14 protein-coding genes are annotated in these 15,887 nt (G+C 45.0%); all 14 read right to left on the bottom strand.

The genetic code is table 11. From position 1 onward, the window contains the following. Window positions 1-70: 70 nt before the first annotated feature. The 14 genes from urtA to iscX all read right to left on the bottom strand — a co-directional run bounded on the left by urtA (window position 71) and on the right by iscX (window position 15,768). The gene (gene urtA / locus HRQ85_RS22125; protein WP_004735113.1) at window positions 71-1,357 is read right to left on the bottom strand and encodes an urea ABC transporter substrate-binding protein; all 1,287 of its coding nucleotides are present in this window, start codon (window positions 1,355-1,357) and stop codon (window positions 71-73) included. Between the two features lie 294 nt (window positions 1,358-1,651). Further along, window positions 1,652-1,879, bottom strand: coding sequence for a zinc ribbon domain-containing protein (locus tag HRQ85_RS22120; protein ID WP_172380612.1), 228 nt, complete (start codon window positions 1,877-1,879; stop codon window positions 1,652-1,654). 36 nt (window positions 1,880-1,915) lie between these two features. Beyond that, window positions 1,916-2,917: a sensor domain-containing diguanylate cyclase gene (locus HRQ85_RS22115; RefSeq protein ID WP_048613475.1), complete on the bottom strand. Its 1,002-nt coding sequence runs from the start codon at window positions 2,915-2,917 to the stop codon at window positions 1,916-1,918. A 289-nt stretch (window positions 2,918-3,206) separates the two neighbouring features. Beyond that, complete coding sequence (locus tag HRQ85_RS22110; protein WP_172380611.1) at window positions 3,207-4,109, bottom strand: alanyl-tRNA editing protein; 903 nt, start codon at window positions 4,107-4,109, stop codon at window positions 3,207-3,209. A gap of 131 nt (window positions 4,110-4,240) precedes the next feature. After that, entirely contained in the window at window positions 4,241-5,722 is a 1,482-nt protein-coding gene (gene der / locus HRQ85_RS22105; RefSeq protein WP_017062511.1) for a ribosome biogenesis GTPase Der, read from the bottom strand. 158 nt (window positions 5,723-5,880) lie between these two features. Further along, window positions 5,881-7,041 (bottom strand): outer membrane protein assembly factor BamB, encoded by a 1,161-nt coding sequence (bamB, locus tag HRQ85_RS22100; RefSeq protein WP_172380610.1) that lies wholly within the window; start codon window positions 7,039-7,041, stop codon window positions 5,881-5,883. A gap of 10 nt (window positions 7,042-7,051) precedes the next feature. After that, complete coding sequence (locus tag HRQ85_RS22095; protein WP_172380609.1) at window positions 7,052-7,666, bottom strand: YfgM family protein; 615 nt, start codon at window positions 7,664-7,666, stop codon at window positions 7,052-7,054. Window positions 7,667-7,745: 79 nt separating this feature from the next. Beyond that, window positions 7,746-9,014 carry a histidine--tRNA ligase gene (hisS, locus tag HRQ85_RS22090; protein WP_017062514.1) on the bottom strand — a complete coding sequence of 423 codons (1,269 nt, stop codon included), beginning with the start codon at window positions 9,012-9,014 and terminating at the stop codon, window positions 7,746-7,748. Between the two features lie 70 nt (window positions 9,015-9,084). After that, window positions 9,085-10,206, bottom strand: coding sequence for a flavodoxin-dependent (E)-4-hydroxy-3-methylbut-2-enyl-diphosphate synthase (gene ispG, locus HRQ85_RS22085; RefSeq protein ID WP_009848294.1), 1,122 nt, complete (start codon window positions 10,204-10,206; stop codon window positions 9,085-9,087). 7 nt (window positions 10,207-10,213) lie between these two features. Next, complete coding sequence (rodZ, locus tag HRQ85_RS22080; RefSeq protein ID WP_172380608.1) at window positions 10,214-11,170, bottom strand: cytoskeleton protein RodZ; 957 nt, start codon at window positions 11,168-11,170, stop codon at window positions 10,214-10,216. A gap of 440 nt (window positions 11,171-11,610) precedes the next feature. Continuing rightward, window positions 11,611-12,753, bottom strand: coding sequence for a bifunctional tRNA (adenosine(37)-C2)-methyltransferase TrmG/ribosomal RNA large subunit methyltransferase RlmN (locus HRQ85_RS22075; RefSeq protein WP_019822113.1), 1,143 nt, complete (start codon window positions 12,751-12,753; stop codon window positions 11,611-11,613). Between the two features lie 771 nt (window positions 12,754-13,524). After that, window positions 13,525-13,959, bottom strand: coding sequence for a nucleoside-diphosphate kinase (gene ndk / locus HRQ85_RS22070; RefSeq protein WP_016797173.1), 435 nt, complete (start codon window positions 13,957-13,959; stop codon window positions 13,525-13,527). Window positions 13,960-14,065: 106 nt separating this feature from the next. After that, on the bottom strand, window positions 14,066-15,361 hold the full coding sequence (pepB, locus tag HRQ85_RS22065) for an aminopeptidase PepB (RefSeq protein WP_017062517.1): 1,296 nt from the start codon (window positions 15,359-15,361) through the stop codon (window positions 14,066-14,068). Window positions 15,362-15,567: 206 nt separating this feature from the next. Then, a complete protein-coding gene (gene iscX / locus HRQ85_RS22060; protein ID WP_004740335.1) occupies window positions 15,568-15,768 on the bottom strand; it encodes a Fe-S cluster assembly protein IscX in 201 nt (66 codons plus the stop codon). Window positions 15,769-15,887: the final 119 nt, after the last annotated feature.

Genomic DNA, 15,887 nt, shown 5'->3' with positions numbered 1-15,887 from the left:
CGTTCGCTTCGCCCGTTAAACAGACGCGTTCTTCCCAAACCGGAAGGCTCAATATTCCTGAATTGACGATCTAGTTACCGCCAGAACACTTCTTCGTTTCGACGTTAAACGCACCACATGAGAATGGCTTCGACCAGCTAGAGAACAGTTTTGCCGATTCAGGTAAGTAACTCGACCAAGCATCACCCGCCACTAGTCCAGTGGTTTCCCAAACGATATCGAATTGACCATCGTCTTGGATTTCACCGATCAGGACTGGTTTAGTAATGTGGTGGTTTGGCAGCATGGTAGAGTAGCCGCCAGAAAGGTTAGGTACAGACACGCCAATCAAGGCATCTTGCACAGATTCAGGATCGGTTGTGCCCGCATTAGTGACCGCTTGAGCCCACATATTGAAGCCAACATAGTGCGCTTCCATTGGGTCATTGGTGACACGCTTTTCACTCTTGATGAACGACTGCCACGTTTCAACGAACTCTTCATTAGCTTCAGTATCAACACTCATGAAGTAGTTCCATGCCGCTAGATGACCAACCAATGGTTCTGTGTCCATGCCTGACAGTTCTTCTTCACCAACAGAGAATGCAATAACTGGGATGTCTTCAGATGAAATGCCTTGAGCGCCTAGCTCTTTATAGAAAGGTACGTTCGCATCGCCGTTTACAGTAGAAACCACAGCGGTTTTCTTGCCTGCTTCGCCGAACTTTTTGATGTCTGAAACGATAGATTGCCAATCAGAGTGACCAAATGGCGTGTAGTTGATCATGATGTCTTCTTCTGCGACACCTTTATCTTTTAAGTAGGCTTCTAAGATCTTATTGGTAGTACGTGGGTAAACGTAATCGGTACCTGCAAGTACCCAACGCTCAACTTCAAGCTCTTCCATCAAGTAATCCACTGCTGGGATCGCTTGTTGGTTTGGCGCGGCACCGGTGTAGAAAACGTTTTTAGAAGACTCTTCACCTTCATACTGTACTGGGTAGAAAAGGATGCTGTTGAGTTCTTCAAAGACAGGTAGCATGGATTTACGTGATACCGACGTCCAACCACCGAACACCACATCCACTTTCTCTTTTTCGATAAGCTCACGCGCTTTCTCAGCAAATAGCGGCCAGTTTGACGCAGGGTCAACCACGACAGGCTCTAGCTTCTTACCAAGCAAACCGCCCTTTTTGTTCTGCTCTTCGATGAGCATTAGCACGGTATCTTTTAGCGTTGTCTCACTGATCGCCATGGTGCCAGAGAGTGAGTGTAGAACACCGACCTTGATGGTCTCATCAGCAGCAAACACCGTTGCAGAAGAAAATGAAAGTGTTGTACACAGTGCAGCTAGCGATAAATTGAACACCTTGTTCATGATATTACTCCATAATTGTATTTTTGTTATTCAATTACAGAGTTACAAGAAGAGTGCCAAACTTACAAACCAACGAAATTATTTATAAGTAATTGTATTAATAGAGTTTAAAAGAAACTCACACCAATAGAGTGCATAGCAATCATGTAACTATGTTTCATACTGGTGCAGTGACGGTGGGAATGAACCAAGATGACACATTCCTGTTCTTCAGATACAAAAAAGACCCAACACTTTAGTATTGAGTCTCTGGTATAACATCACCGATGGTCGTTCAAACCATGTAGTTTAAGGCTATTCCGCAGGTTGAAATTCGAATTTTACTCTCGACTTTGATTTCAACTCGTTGCAATCACCGTTGCAAAAATAGCTCGCCGCACCACAAGCTTGAAGCTTCTCAAGTTGGCTGCTGCACTCAGGGCAAAACCCAACTTTAGTAAAGTGAGCCTGACAACTTTCACAGTGATACTTGCCATCCCAAGCTAGCTCAGACTGGCACTTAGAGCAGATATTTTCACTCATTAGCACTTCCTAATTTACGACTATTTTTACAATCTACTACTGCTGAGACTTGGCTTGCTTGATTTGATACATGTTCTTATCAGCTTGTGCGATCAATTGGTCTAATCCTTGAGGATCTTTGTCACAAGAAAGCCCGACACTCACTGAAAACTGCACATCATTGATATAAAGCGCTTGTTGCAGTGCTTTCTCTAAGCTGTGGTAGAAACTAACAACGCTTTCTTGATCATCAAAACATGAGAACACCACAAACTCATCGCCACCATAACGGCCTATCTTGGCACATGCTGTGGTTGCCTCATCAAGAACTTCGGCAACCGCCAACAACACATCGTCACCAAAACTATGACCATAGGTATCGTTGATTGATTTGAATTTATCGACATCCACAAACAGACACGCCATCACCTTTTCTGAAAAACATCGCTTAGCCAACACTTTTTCGGCTTCATTGAACAGTGCGCGACGATTCAAGCAATGAGTTAGAGAATCACGATTGGCGAAAAAGTTAAGCTGATTCTCCAGCTCGAACTTTTCTAGTGCTACCGAATACAGGGAAGCCAGTAGCTCTAAGATCTCGAGCTCAAATTCATGTGGTTCAGAGATGTACTGGCTATAAATAGCGAAGGTACCCAACACATTACCGCGCGACGAGATAATGGGGACCGACCAACAGGCATGTAAATTCGCTTGATTGGTTAAGGCCAGAAAAGGTGCCCAGTTTGGGTGTGCATTTATGTTGGAGACCATCACTGCTTTCTTAAGCGCAGCTGCCTCGCCACAAGAGCCTATCCCCGCACCAATTCCTACCCCTTCAATCTGTTGATTGTAAAAATCAGGCAGGTTTGGGGCATATTCAAGGTGTAACGTTTTAGACTCTGAGTTGAGCAGTAGAATTGAAGCCATGCGCTGCCCAAAAAGCTGCTCGGTAAGCTGAATAATCTTGTGATTTAAATCTTTGCGATCCATCCCAAGCGCAAGCTTCCGCAGCAAACTATTGACGGCTCGATGGCCTTCTAATAAAAATTGTTGTTCCATTCACTAAGGCTTTCAATTGTGTAATCGGGTACAGCCTGTTCTTATGCAAGCTTGTTGTTGATTAATAATAACACACTAAATTAGTACGACACACAATCGAAGATCATAGGTTGATCTTTCGCTTTATCTATTTTGATCAGCGATCTACCCCAAAAAGAATATTTATATCACCACACACCGAAAGCATAAGTTACATGTGCTGCATTTCAATTTTAAATAGTCATTTATATTAAAAGTGACATGTAAAAACAAAACAAACAGCACAAGCTATTTCGATCTGTAGTCTAAATCATCGAATTACATGCGTCAGCATTTCAATATGCTGGTCATCTAACTGGGTTAACTTAACCGATAAAGACTTAAGCTCTGACGTATTCTCAATGTGAGTACCACCACACGGAATAGACACTAAAGTGTCGGCATCCAACTGCCATTCCCAATAGCGAGAGTCTGTTAATGCTTCGCCTTCCAGTCGCATTGCAACTGGCGTCGGCTCTGCAAACCAGCCCGCAATCATCTGGTTGATATCGGCTTCAATGCCATTAAGGTTTGCTAGCATATCTGCAACGTTCAAACCGCGCTTCTTGAGGGTTTTGCCTAAGCGGTACTTGTCGGTACACAGCTCTGGAGTCACAAAGCTCGTCACTTGTGCGTAGCTATTGAAGTCGTAACTGCCAAGCGGATCTTTTCTGTCCGCATCTTTACGCCAGTAGCTTTCAGCCAATACTTTATTCAAGGCTAGGAAAGCGATGTGACCAGCACTGTGACCACGGCTCAAACTGGCTTGGTACTCTTTATCAACCGACAACACGACTTCATCGTTAACCTTAATCATAGAAGCAGATGTAGGTAGCTGGTGGACAACAACAAACGCCCACCCTTCCGTATCACGCTTAACAGGGATATCTGCTGCGATATGAAGCTTGCCAGTAGATTGTTCTATAGCACCAACAAGACAGTCTTCAACGGGATATTGCACGTCACCAACATTCACAAAGCCTTGGTCTGCAGGGTGATCGGGCCAAATATGACTCACTGGGTGGAAAGGTGTTAAGTCGGTGATCAGGTAAGTTTTGCTGTCGTCGCTTTCAACGTACAGCGCTTTAGCATTGAGCTGCCAAGCCTGATGACAAAATTGAGTGATGGTTGGTGTGATTGCTGACGCAGGTGTAATCAAATCGCTAGTAGTCATATCGTTCTTCTTTTTGAATCTAGTCTGATTCGTTAAGCCATGATGATAAAAACGTATTGTTATGGCTTAACGTGAATTTTGCTTAAAAAAATACCCGAGACAGGCTCGGGTATCAAATCTATTGGAAAGGTTTACTTACGACCTTTAACCATGCTCATCATACGCTTACGTTTGCGTTCTTGAGAAATTGTCAGCTTGTTTGTCTTAGCTTCAAATGGGTTCTCGCTGTTCTGGAATTGAATGCGAATAGGTGTACCCATAATTTCTAGTGAACGACGGTAGTAGTTCATCAAGAATCGTTTGTATGAATCTGGCAAGTTACGAACTTGGTTACCGTGGATAACGATAATCGGTGGGTTGTAGCCACCAGCGTGCGCGTATTTCAGTTTCACACGACGGCCACGAACCATAGGCGGTTGGTGATCATCAGTCGCCATCTTCATGATACGAGTTAGCACAGAAGTACCAACACGAGTCGTCGCTGACTTGTAAGCTTCTTGTACAGACTCAAACAAGTGACCAACACCTGTACCGTGAAGTGCAGAGATAAAGTGAATACGTGCGAAATCAACGAAACCTAAGCGACGGTCTAGCTCTTTCTTAACGCGTTCTTTAACGTCGTTATCTAGGCCATCCCACTTGTTTACCGCAATCACAATTGAACGACCAGCGTTCAACGCAAAGCCTAGCAAGCTTAGATCTTGATCAGAGATGTTTTCGCGAGCATCGATAAGCAGCAATACAACGTTAGCATCTTCAATCGCTTTCAGTGTTTTAACCACTGAGAACTTCTCTACCGTTTCGTTGATGTTTTTACGACGACGAACACCCGCAGTATCGATTAGAACGTATTCACGCTCATCACGCTGCATTGGGATGTAGATAGAGTCACGAGTCGTACCTGGCATATCGTAAACAACCACACGCTCTTCACCAAGAATACGGTTAGTTAGCGTTGATTTACCTACGTTAGGACGGCCAATGATCGCTAGCTTGATCGGTTGATCTTGAAGACGCTTGAATTCTGCTTCAGCTTCTTCTTCTGTAAATTCAACCTGCTCTTCTTCTTCGTCTTCAAACTCAGTTAAATCGCTTACTTCGCCATTCTCAGCTTTTAACGCTTCTGCGAATGGGTTAAGAGCAAGGTCAATAAGTGCAGTAACACCACGACCATGCGCCGCAGCGATTTGGTACATGTCTTCTACACCTAGTTGCCAGAAGTCAGCACTTGCAGCATCAGGGTCGATACCATCAACCTTGTTTACTACTAGCATTGAAGGCTTTTCTAGTTGACGTAGGTGCTTAGCAATCGCCACGTCTGAAGGTGTTAGACCCGCACGGCCATCTACCATAAATAGAACGACATCAGCTTCATCAATCGCCGCTAGCGACTGTTCAGCCATTTTAGTTTCAACACCTTCTTCAGTACCGTCGATACCGCCAGTGTCAATAACAATAAAGTCATGCTCGCTAAAATGAGCATGACCGTATTTACGGTCACGCGTTAAGCCAGGGAAATCCGCAACCAATGCATCACGAGTTCGAGTCAATCGGTTAAATAACGTAGATTTACCTACGTTCGGACGCCCTACTAGAGCAACAACAGGTACCATAACAACCTCTACAATTTCTTCTCTAAATGTAGTTATAGGTAAGCACTTGTTCGCAAGTTTAAACTCTTACCTATAACCACACGGTTTATTAATTTTTAACAACAAAACGGCTCCTGGCTGTTACCAACCAGGAGCCGACTGTGAATTATATCACGCTTTTATTGGCTAATCGTTAGTTTCTTTACATCGCCATTGCGAGTCGTCACTAAGTAGCCTTCAGGCAGTTCAATTGGTGCAACCGCAAAGCCGCTATCATCGACAAGCTGTTGAGCAACAAACTCACCCGATGAACGATCTAACCAGTGCAGATAACCTTCTGTATCACCCACGACTACATAACCATTAATAATAGCAGGCGCTGTCAGTAAGCGGTTTTCTAACAATGGAGTGCTCCACAGTTCAGTACCACTACGCGCATCAACCGCAACCACATGGTCTTTGTCGGTAACAACGAACAAACGGCTACCATCACTTGCTAAATCAATCGCTGATGAGTAGTTACGTTTCCAAACTGGCTTACCCGAACGAAGATCGATAGCGATAAGCTGACCATTGATACCTACGGTATATAGAGTGCCGCCAAGAACAATTGGTGATGCATCAACATCAACCAAGCGATCAATTTCCGTTGCACCTTTTGGCGTACCTACTGGCTGTTGCCAAATAAGCTGACCACGGTCCACGATAGCGGCTGCTAAACGACCATTTGCCGTACCCCAGAATACACCGCCAGAAACCGCAACAGGTGTGCTGTCGCCACGCAGTGTTAGGCTTGGAACTTCAGTGCTGATAGTCCATTTCTGTTCGCCGCTTTCTTGGTCTAGTGCGATCATCATGCCGCGACTGGTGTGAATCAGTACCATATTGCTTTCAGTCGCAGGAGATGCAAGCACCTCACCGTTCACTGATACACGCCACAGTTCTTCACCTGTCGATTCGTCCATCGCGATCACTTCGCCATTTTCAGAACCAACAAACACTTTGCCGTAAGCAGCGGTTAAGCCGCCTGACAAACGAGCCAGTACTTCTTTCTCAAGATCGACTTTCCACAGCTCTTTACCTGTATCAGGATCAAGCGCTTTAACCATACCTTCACGGCTTGCAACAAACACTTTGTCGTAAGCCAATTCTGGCGTTAGTTTTGAAAAGTAGTGACCAACACCATCACCAACCGACGTAGACCACTCCTGACTAGGAGTGAACTCGCTGTTTACCGTTGGTACTGGAGCCATGATTACGGTGTCTTCTTCACCCGCACAGCCAGCTAGTAGGCCAAGAGCAATCGCACACAACGCCGCTTTTGGAAACATCTTCTTCATTCAAAGCGCCTTATTTAGCTAGGTCGTCAAGTTTGATTTGAAGCGTTTGGCTAGCGTCAACAGCTTGCTGTGCTTCTGTGTAAGCACTGTATGCTGCGTCAATGTCGCCTTTACGAAGTGAGATATCACCACGCAGTTCAGCAACACGGCCTTTCCAAGATTCATCTGTCATAGCAGCAAGATCAGTCAGTGCTGCGTCAAATTCACCTTGCTCAGCTTTAATACGTGCAACACGGTAAGTAAGTAGTGGCGCAAGTGCCGCGTCCTTAGTTGCCGATTTTGCCCACTCTAGCTGTTCAAGTGCTGCTGCTAGCTCACCCGCTTGTACTTGTACTTTTGCTAATTGCATAGCAGCAAGTACTGAGTACTCAGCGTCTTTGTTTGCGTCGATGAAAGCTTGAATATCAGATTGAGCATCAACGCCCTTAGTATCAAGAGCTGAAATTACAGAGGTGTAGCCTTCCGAAGCTGCTTCACGCGCTTCAACTACTGAATCTTGGTAATAGCGCCAGCCAAATAGACCACCTAAACCAATAACCGCACCAAAGATTACGGCTTTACCGTTTTCTTTCCACCAATCTTTAATGGCTTCAACTTGTTGCTCTTCGCTATCGTAAAGTTCCACTTCCTGTCCTCTTTAATTCTTTAAACGCCAGCATAGTGCTGACGTTAGTATTCATTATGAGCATTTGCTCAATGGCTAATTAGATTAGCGCAGCAACTTTCTCTGCAACTTCCGTTTGAGACACGGTTTCTTGCTCGCCGCCAACCAGATCTTTTAGCACAACGGTATTGTCAGCAACTTCGTTCTCACCAAGTACCAGCGCCACAACAGCACCTACTTTGTCAGCACGTTTGAATTGCTTCTTGAAGTTACCACCACCGAAGTGGTTCATTACACGCACGCCTTCAACGGTGTCGCGTAATTGATTCGCTAACTGCATGCCCGCGATCATAGTACCTTCGCCAGCAGCAACTACGTATACATCAACGCTACGACGAACTTCTGTTAGCTCTAGCGTTTCCATCATAAGAACCAAACGCTCTAGGCCCATTGCGAAGCCAACTGCATTTGTTGCTTTGCCGCCTAGTTGCTCAACAAGACCATCGTAACGACCGCCACCACATACTGTACCTTGAGCACCAAGGCTGTCTGTGATCCACTCAAATACGGTGCGGTTGTAGTAATCTAGGCCACGTACTAGACGCTCATTAACTTGGTATTCGATACCAACAGCGTCAAGAAGTTCACACAAACCAGCAAAATGTTGCTTCGATTCTTCACCTAGATATTCAGATAGTCGAGGTGCGTCACCTAAGATAGCTTGAACATCAGGGTTCTTAGTATCAAGTACACGTAGAGGGTTAGTGTGCATGCGACGTTTGCAGTCTTCGTCAAGCACATCAATGTGTTGCTCAAGGAAAGCTACTAACGCAGTGCGGTAGCTTACGCGATCTTCTTGAGAACCGATTGAGTTCAGCTCTAGGCGAACGTGCTTATCGATGCCTAGCTCACGCCATAGACGCGCTGTCATCATGATAAGTTCTGCGTCAACGTCTGGACCGTCTAGGCCAAACACTTCAACACCACATTGGTGGAATTGACGGTAACGACCTTTTTGAGGACGCTCGTGACGAAACATTGGGCCCATGTACCATAGGCGCTGTTCATCACGGTTGATAAGGCTGTTTTGAATACATGAACGTACACAACCAGCTGTGCCTTCTGGACGCAGCGTTAGGCTATCGCCATTGCGGTCGTCAAAGGTGTACATCTCTTTAGAAACAACGTCTGTCTCTTCACCAACTGCACGGCTAAATAGGTTTGTTTCTTCAACGATAGGCATACGTACTTCGTTGTAACCGTATGCACTCACCACGTTTTTAACTGCGCTTTCTACTTTCTGCCACAGTGGTGATTGAGTTGGAAGGCAGTCGTTCATGCCTCGAATTGCTTGGATATTTTTAGCCACAGTATTTATTCCGTAATTTCTCACGACCAGGTGTTAGTACGAATAGACAATCACACCCCATCGCGTTGTATTAATCTTCTAAGTTTTCTACATCAATGCGATTTGCTTTATCAAGCACTGACGCTTTTGCACGAATCTTAGCTTCAAGTTTGTCGACAAGGTCATCGTTGTCGAAGCGCTCTTTCTGACGTTTACCGTCTTCATAGAAGGCACTCTTACGTGCACTACCAGCTAAACCTAAGTGAGACACTTCAGCTTCACCAGGGCCGTTAACCACACAACCGATGATAGATACATCCATTGGAGTAATCACGTCTTCTAGGCGCTCTTCAAGGGCATTAACGGTGTTAATAACATCGAACTCTTGACGAGAACAGCTCGGGCACGCAATGAAGTTGATGCCACGCGAACGAATGCGCAAAGATTTAAGAATATCAAAGCCAACTTTGATCTCTTCAACAGGATCAGCCGCTAGCGAGATACGCAGCGTATCGCCGATACCTTCAGAAAGAAGCATACCTAAACCTACCGCTGACTTCACAGAGCCTGCACGCGCACCACCCGCTTCGGTAATGCCAAGGTGAAGAGGTTGATCAATCTGCTTAGCCAGCAAACGGTAAGAACCGACTGCTAGGAATACATCAGACGCCTTAACGCTGACTTTGAATTGATCAAAGTTCAGACGGTCTAGGATATCTACATGACGCATTGCTGATTCAACAAGCGCTTCAGCTGTAGGTTCTGTGTATTTCTCTTGGATCTCTTTCTCAAGAGAACCGCCGTTAACACCAATACGAATCGGAATATTCATATCACGTGCACAATCAACAACTGAGCGGATACGGCTTTCGTTACCGATGTTACCTGGGTTGATACGCAGACAATCAACGCCGTATTCTGCCACTTTAAGTGCGATACGGTAGTCGAAGTGAATATCAGCAACCAAAGGAACAGAGACCTGCTGCTTGATTAGCTTAAAGGCTTCAGCGGCATCCATAGTCGGTACAGATACGCGAACGATATCAGCGCCAACTTTTTCCAGAGCTCTAATTTGAGCAACGGTCGCGGCTACATCTGTTGTTCTTGTGTTGGTCATGGATTGCACAGCAATTGGTGCACCATCACCGATCGGCACATCACCCACATAAATACGGGTTGATTTGCGACGAATAATAGGAGATTCGTGTTGCATATTAACTCTAAGGTAAGGTTATTCTAGCTACTTTGCCTGAAGTATACCCAGAAAGGTCGACAGGTTCACTTGCAAATGTCATTGATACGCCTTCTGGCGCACCTAGAATCACTTTATATGGCGCAGTTCCTGATAGATTTAACGACTGACCTGCTTTTTTGATGCCAGTCGACAGGGTTTTACCCGTTGCATCTTTTACTTGAATCCAGCAATCAGCAGTGAACTGCATAACTAGCTCGTTAGCCACAGCTGCAGGAGCAGTGTTTGCTTCAGCCGCTTCTGTATTAGCAGAAACTTCAGCAGTTGGTTCTGTCTCTGTTGCTTGTTGCGCAGGAGTTTCGTCAGCTGGAGTAACAGCATCTGAAGTATCTTCCGCATCGTTTATCGCTGCAAGGCCTTCAGTACCTTCAACAACAGAAGCACCCGCTTCGTTTTGTTCAGCTTCAATCACTTCTAAAGAGGTGAATTCAGGGGCAAGTGATTCTTCTACCGCTAGCTCTTCTGAGCTTTCAGTATTCGCTAAAGATTGAGATAGGGTGTCTTGCTGTTGGTTCTGCCACCACCAAAGTGAGGAGATACCCGCAATGACCGCAAAAATGCTCCAAGTCAGGATCATAATACGGCTGTTGTGCTTCTCGGTTTTGGTCTTACGAGAAAAACTCAGCATTTCTTGCTCTTGATGCTGAGCATCACCGGCATGATGCAGCGCACTCAATACGACTTTTTCGTCAAGATTGACGTATTTCGCGTATGAACGAATATAGCCACGCATAAACGTCGCCACTTGATCTGACTCGAATTGGTTTTCTTCAATTTGTTGGATCAGCGTAACGCGAAGTTTCAAGCGATCAGAAATCTGCTTTTGCGTTAAACCAAGAGATTCTCGTTTGTTCTTAAGCAGCGTTCCTGCTTCCAAAGCTGGAGCTACGTTTTCTTGCGCTTGTGTATCTTGTTCTGTGTTCATAGAGAGTGAACTTCTAAAGTATTATCGCAGGTTGAGGAGAGCGTTTTCTTATTGTCGTTTAAGCTCAATCTAACAACCCACGTTATGTGGAATTTTTCCTGCTATCTAAATCATCAACCCTTAAAGGCGAACATCATTCATTTGTTATGGATGACCTTCTCAGGAAGCTAGTTTATCAAGTAGCCAACCTAAATAGACATATTGATGATCAGTAGCAAGCGAGCACTTAAATTAATTTAAGATTAGTTAATCATAAGCTAATGCCATTACAAGGCAAAAACACTTTAAACAAAATTTACCGTCAGCTCATGGTTTTGTCCAAAATTTGACGAAAAATGTAAGAAAGCGTGGGCAAGAAGTCCAAAAAATCAAAAACTGTACCCCAGAAAAGCAACAAGCCAGAAGTAAGACTTCTGGCTTGTTTAGGTTCTAATCGCGTTTTATACCGCTTTTACTTCAATCACACCACCGGCAATCAAGTTCGCTTCAGAGGCTGCTTTGATCATTTTGGTACGTTTGGTTCTATCAATCACATCACCGACTAACTGACCACACGCGGCATCAATATCATCACCACGAGTCTTACGAACGGTTACTGTGTAGTTGTATTCCATCAGCGTTTTTTGGAAGCGATCAATACGAGAGTTGCTTGGCTTCTTATAAGGCGAACCCGGGTAAGGGTTGAATGGAATCAAGTTGATCTTACAAGGCGTCTCTTTCATTAGCTCTGCAAGTTCACGTGCGTGGTCCATGTCGTCATTCACATGATCCAATAGCACGTACTCAACCGTTACTTTACCGCGGTTAGCATTTGAAGATGCAATGTAACGACGAACAGATGCTAGGAAGTCTTGGATATCCCAACGGTCGTTGATCGGCATGATTTGGCTACGTAGTGCATCGTTTGGCGCATGTAGAGAAATAGCCAATGCGACATCGATGTTGTCTGTCATTTGGTCAAGGCCAGAAACAACACCAGAAGTTGATACAGTTACACGACGCTTAGACAGTGCGAAACCTAGATCATCAAGCATGATTTCTAATGATGGCATTAGGTTCTTCATGTTCAATAGAGGCTCGCCCATACCCATCATTACAACGTTAGTAATTGGACGACGACCGGTTTCTTTTTCTAGGCCGATTTCGCGAGATGCACGCCAGATTTGGCCAACAATCTCTGAAACTTTTAGGTTACGGTTGAAGCCTTGTTGAGCTGTAGAACAGAACTTACATTCAAGTGCACAACCAACCTGTGAAGAGACACACAGCGTCGCACGGTCACCATCTGGGATGTATACCGTTTCAACGTCTTGGTCGCCAACGCTCATCGCCCATTTAATTGTGCCATCTGAAGAGTGTTGGGCTTCAGAAACAACAGGTGCCACAATCTCACAGCGACGTTGAAGTTTCTCACGTAACTTTTTGTTGATGTTGTTCATTTGTTCGAAGTCATCGACACCGAAGTGATAAATCCACTTCATCACTTGCTCTGCTCGAAACGCTTTCTCATTCAGTTCTTCTGTGAAAAATTTACGAAGACCTTTACGATCAAAATCGAGTAGATTGACTTTAGCTGTGGTCATGATGCCTCTCAATGACGGAACAATAATTAAGGGCGCGAATTGTACAGGCTTTACGCAACTTCAACAAGCATTGTAAAACCCTGTGTTTATTAAGACATTCAAACTTAAGCGATTAAAATTTGAACAATTGTATTTATCGGCCTGAGATTACCCAATTTAAACAAAAGATTCCCGATTACACTCCTCCGTCGCTTTCGGGAATGACGTAAATAATCTCCAACAGATCACGAATACTTAGCTCGAAATTGTAGCCCCGCTATTCATCGCCGTCAGGTCATCAACTCCTCAAAGCCCGTCATTCCAGAACTGAGGAACGAAGTATCTGGAATCTCCAATAACAAAAACAGATTCCCGATTACGCTCCTTCGTCGCTATCGGGAATGACGTGAATACTCACCAACAGCTCGCAATATTTGCCACGAGATTGTGGCTCCCAAACTCCCCGTCATTCCATAACTGAGGAACGAAGTATCTGGAATCTCCAACAACAAAAACAGATTCCCGATTACGCTCCTTCGTCGCTTTCGGGAATGACGTGAATACTCACCAACAGCTCGCAATATTTGCCACGAGATTGTGGCTCCCAAACTCCCCGTCATTCTAGAACCGAGGGACGAGGTATCTGGAATCTCCAACAGCTAACAGAGATTCCCTACTACGCTCCTTCGTCGCTTTCGGGAATGACGACTAAATTGATTATCGAGAGCGTAAAATCCACTTACAAAAAAGGCCTCACCGAAGTGAAGCCTTTAGAATAATTTGCTGTGCCGATTATTGAGCTGGGCGCGGGCAAATTTCAGATTCTGGGAAGAAGAATTCGATTTCGCGAGCTGCAGACTCAGGGCTGTCGCTGCCGTGTACTGAGTTGTAACGCATGCTGATTGCGTAGTCAGCACGGATAGTGCCGCAAGCCGCTTCTTCTGGGTTTGTTTTACCCATAAGCTCACGGTAACGAGCGATAGCGTTTTCGCCTTCAAGCACTTGAACCATGATAGGACCAGAAGTCATAAACTCTTTAAGAGCCGGGAAGAACTCTTTACCTTCGTGTTCAGCGTAGAAGCCACTCGCTTGCTCTTCAGTTAGACGAACCATCTTAGCAGCAATAATTTCTAGGCCTGCTTTTTCGATACGGTGGTAGATTTCACCAACAAGGTTACGCTTAACTGCATCCGGCTTAACAATTGAGAACGTTCTTTCTAGAGCCATAGGGATTCCTTCACTTCATTTTTTTGTTATTAAATACTGAAATTACTGAGATCTTTCAATCTGAGCTTTATGAATGAGCGGCACAAAATACCGCTCACCCTTATTATTATTTTGCTTGGTCGATAAGAAGACGAGCCAGTGTGCGAACACCCATACCCGTTGCGCCTGCCGCCCACTTGTCACTTGCTGACTTACGGTAAGTACCCGCGCAATCCATATGAATCCAACCTTTTTTGTAGTCATCTACAAAGTAAGAAAGGAATGCCGCTGCTGTACTTGCACCCGGTGTGTAATCACCCGTGCTGATGTTTGAAAGATCAGCAAAGTTTGAAGGCAACATGCCACGGTGGAAATCAGCAAGAGGCAATGGCCATAAGCCTTCTTTTTCTTGGTTTGCCGCAGTTAGCGCTTGGTGAGATAACTCATCATCGAAGCTTAATAGTGCGTGGTAGTCGTTACCTAGTGCGTTTTTAGCCGCGCCTGTTAGCGTTGCACAGTCGATGATCAGCTCAGGGCTTTGTGCACTTGCGTACATCAGGCCATCAGCTAGCACTAAGCGACCTTCCGCATCGGTGTTCATGATCTCAACTGTTTTACCGTTTTTGTAGGTAATGATATCGCCAAGCTTCAATGCGCGACCAGAGATCATGTTCTCTGCACAACATAAGATAAGCTTGATACGCTTGTTCAGACCACGTTCAATCGCAAGACCTAAACCACCCGTAATCGTTGCTGCGCCCCCCATGTCAGCTTTCATTGCTGTCATGAATTGGCCGGGTTTGATGCTATAACCGCCCGAATCGAACGTAATACCTTTACCGACTAAACAAGCAAATACAGGTGCGTTTTCGTCGCCTGTTGGGTTGAAGTCCAGTTGCAGCATTGCTGATGTTCGCTCAGAGCCGCGGCCGACCGCGTAGATGCCTTCCCAACCTTCGGTTAGTAGATCCTTGTCTTTAACGATCTTCGCTTTAACAGTGCCCGCTGGTGCCACTGACTTGATGTATTCTGCAGCCATTGTCGCAAGTTGGCGAGGTGCCACCTCTTCAGCGGTTTTATTGATAATGTCACGCGTCCAGTCAGTTGCGCGAATACGAGCTTCAAGCTCTGTTTGATCGGCTTCTGAAAGTGCATCCCATTCCAATGCATTCTTTTTCTTTGGTCCACGGTAGCCTTGGTAGAAAGCCCAAACACTTTCTAGATCCCAACCTTCACCACGAAGTGAAACGAATGCGATACCTTGTCCGTCAAGCGTACGACCCGCACGTTGAACTGCGCCTAGATCGTGGCCTTCACCAATGTGAATTGTCGCTCCCGCTTCTGAGAACGATAAAATAGCTCTTGCTCCCCACTGAGGCTGGGCAGCTTCTTGACTTAAAAATACTGACATCTGTGTAGACATGATTTCTCCTTGTCATGAACCACTTTGAGAGTGTGATTCTGATTATTTTTTATTAGCGCACTGATGTTAGCATTATGTAGGAGGAAAATGTCATTTTGATAAAAAAACGGACCATAAGGTCCGCTTTTTTTAGTAAGAATTGTTAACTTGGCTGCGTTTTATATTGGACTGATGCCAACCCGCGACCAAATCATCAGATAAGAGGATTAATCCATCTCATCCATCCAGCACAAAATAATAGCCTCTAAGATTTTTTCATTCGAGTGGTTAGGCTCGTCATCAAACTCTTCAAGGTCTAGCACCCATTGATGCAGATCGGTAAAACGTACCGTTTTAGGATCAGTATCAGGGTACAAATCACATAGCTCAATTGCGATGTCTCGCGAATCAATCCACTTCAAGCTCATAACACTTCCTTATATTTATTAGCGACGCTTGGTCACCTTTATGATCTATATTCTAGGCCAGTTTTCTTAGTATGTTTGTCTAAGCAATAGCTCTCTCAGTCATCACTATATTAGCCATG

The sequence above is a fragment of the Vibrio sp. Vb339 genome (genome assembly GCF_902751245.1).
GTDB classification, from domain to species: Bacteria; Pseudomonadota; Gammaproteobacteria; order Enterobacterales; family Vibrionaceae; genus Vibrio; species Vibrio coralliirubri.
This window is presented reverse-complemented; position numbering and strand designations above follow the sequence as displayed.

Excerpts from the sequence above, each read along its gene's own strand:
- urtA (WP_004735113.1), bottom strand. The coding sequence starts at position 1,357 with ATGAACAAGGTGTTCAATTTATCGCTAGCTGCACTGTGTACAACACTT.
- HRQ85_RS22120 (WP_172380612.1), bottom strand. The coding sequence starts at position 1,879 with ATGAGTGAAAATATCTGCTCTAAGTGCCAGTCTGAGCTAGCTTGGGAT.
- HRQ85_RS22115 (WP_048613475.1), bottom strand. The coding sequence starts at position 2,917 with ATGGAACAACAATTTTTATTAGAAGGCCATCGAGCCGTCAATAGTTTG.
- HRQ85_RS22110 (WP_172380611.1), bottom strand. The coding sequence starts at position 4,109 with ATGACTACTAGCGATTTGATTACACCTGCGTCAGCAATCACACCAACC.
- der (WP_017062511.1), bottom strand. The coding sequence starts at position 5,722 with ATGGTACCTGTTGTTGCTCTAGTAGGGCGTCCGAACGTAGGTAAATCT.
- bamB (WP_172380610.1), bottom strand. The coding sequence starts at position 7,041 with ATGAAGAAGATGTTTCCAAAAGCGGCGTTGTGTGCGATTGCTCTTGGC.
- ispG (WP_009848294.1), bottom strand. The coding sequence starts at position 10,206 with ATGCAACACGAATCTCCTATTATTCGTCGCAAATCAACCCGTATTTAT.
- rodZ (WP_172380608.1), bottom strand. The coding sequence starts at position 11,170 with ATGAACACAGAACAAGATACACAAGCGCAAGAAAACGTAGCTCCAGCT.
- HRQ85_RS22075 (WP_019822113.1), bottom strand. The coding sequence starts at position 12,753 with ATGACCACAGCTAAAGTCAATCTACTCGATTTTGATCGTAAAGGTCTT.
- ndk (WP_016797173.1), bottom strand. The coding sequence starts at position 13,959 with ATGGCTCTAGAAAGAACGTTCTCAATTGTTAAGCCGGATGCAGTTAAG.
- pepB (WP_017062517.1), bottom strand. The coding sequence starts at position 15,361 with ATGTCTACACAGATGTCAGTATTTTTAAGTCAAGAAGCTGCCCAGCCT.
- iscX (WP_004740335.1), bottom strand. The coding sequence starts at position 15,768 with ATGAGCTTGAAGTGGATTGATTCGCGAGACATCGCAATTGAGCTATGT.